Origin of the sequence: Solilutibacter silvestris (genome assembly GCF_050574925.1) — a bacterium.
Lineage (GTDB): Bacteria > Pseudomonadota > Gammaproteobacteria > Xanthomonadales > Xanthomonadaceae > Solilutibacter > Solilutibacter silvestris_A.
In genome coordinates this window covers 1-1,396 of record NZ_JBCMOO010000016.1, presented here as the reverse complement: position 1 = coordinate 1,396, position 1,396 = coordinate 1, and the positions used below count along the sequence as shown (strand labels likewise).

Genomic DNA, 1,396 nt, shown 5'->3' with positions numbered 1-1,396 from the left:
TTAACTCAGGTGTTAGGTTTCGCTTAGGAGCCGTCCATGCACGCCAAAGGCATCACTCCGATTCTCAATGTTTCGGACATGGAACGCAGCTTTGCATGGTTTAAAGCACTAGGCTGGGATAAATGTTGGGATTGGGGCGAGCCCCCAACTTTTGGCGCTGTTGGTTCTGGTGAGTGTGAGATTTTCATCTGCCTCGATGGCCAAGGACACCGCCAAGAGCCCGGAGACACTTACGACGAGATCGCCGGGGTTTGGATGTCTATCTGGGTTGATGATGTTGATGCCATTCACAAGAGCTGCCTCAAACATGAGATCGAAGTGACTTGGCCGCCAACTGACGAGCCATGGGGTGTTCGTGAAATGCACATTCGCCACCCAGATGGCCATATATTCCGCATAAGCCAATCCAAGTAAGCAGAACCTAACTAATCGTTCAAGCCGACCCCGCTTCGCGGCATCGGCCCGCGGCATTTGGTAGTCTGCCGCAATCCGCCGCCGCAAATCGGGGCGGCTTAACTCAGGTGTTAGACCCTGCATGAAGCTTCGACTCTACTTAGTGCTAGCGACAGTTGCTCTGATCTCCCTTACGGCCGCTTGGGCTATAACGGCATCCGATTTCGTCAAAGGTATGATTGTCACTCCAGGTGTCGGAGCGCTATTAGGTGCTCTCCTGCAGCTGGCTAGGGACTCTGCAAGCCACCAGCGTCAAAGCCATCTTCAGCTAGACCAGCAAATTTTTACACTAGGCGCTGGTTCCCATATGGCCTCGGTCGCATTCGACAAGCACGTTGAATTCTGTGAGGCATACATGTCAAGCGTCCACGAAACTGTTGGGCTGCTATTTCGCGAAGGACCAACCAGCAAGGCTGTCGAGCAAGCGCATGAGTTCTACGCGATCAAGCGAAAATATGCGGCTTGGATTCCGAGATCAGTAGCTTTAAAGCTAGAGCCGTTCGAAGACGCGCTAAATTCCTTAGGTGTCCAATATCATCTTGTACAGGCCCTACGTGGCGACGACCCCGAAACTCGCAAGAAAGCGATCGATGAGTCGTATGGCATTTTCCGCGACATTATGAATCTTGGGACGCTGAAGGCCGAAGACCCCAAGCGCCGCGAAGATATCGCCATCGAAAATGTTAAAGAGAAGGTACGGCGCATCCTCGGCATCAATGAACTTTTCGATATCCGAACATTCATCATTGAGCGTTCCGCTGTCTTTGCACGGGAAAACGGCTCAACCACTAGCAGCAGGGTCTAACTAATCGTTCAAGCCGACGCCGCTTCGTGGCTTAGTTTTGGGCGTCCCGATAAACTAGCCTCGGACCGGCGCCAATACTCGGCGTGGATTAAATCAGGTGTTAGAACGCACAAGGAACCCAATGGATCTCCAACAAGC

2 protein-coding genes are annotated in these 1,396 nt (G+C 52.4%); both read left to right on the top strand.

Annotated elements, in window-relative coordinates:
- Positions 1-36: 36 nt before the first annotated feature.
- Complete coding sequence (locus ABE093_RS13530) at positions 37-414, top strand: bleomycin resistance family protein (RefSeq protein WP_430761437.1); 378 nt, start codon at positions 37-39, stop codon at positions 412-414.
- 121 nt (positions 415-535) lie between these two features.
- Positions 536-1,258: a hypothetical protein gene (locus tag ABE093_RS13525; RefSeq protein WP_430761436.1), complete on the top strand. Its 723-nt coding sequence runs from the start codon at positions 536-538 to the stop codon at positions 1,256-1,258.
- The last annotated feature ends 138 nt before the right edge of the window (positions 1,259-1,396 follow it).

Bases quoted from the DNA above. Each gene is read 5' to 3' on its own strand.
- ABE093_RS13530 (WP_430761437.1), top strand. From the start codon at position 37: ATGCACGCCAAAGGCATCACTCCGATTCTCAATGTTTCGGACATGGAA.
- ABE093_RS13525 (WP_430761436.1), top strand. From the start codon at position 536: ATGAAGCTTCGACTCTACTTAGTGCTAGCGACAGTTGCTCTGATCTCC.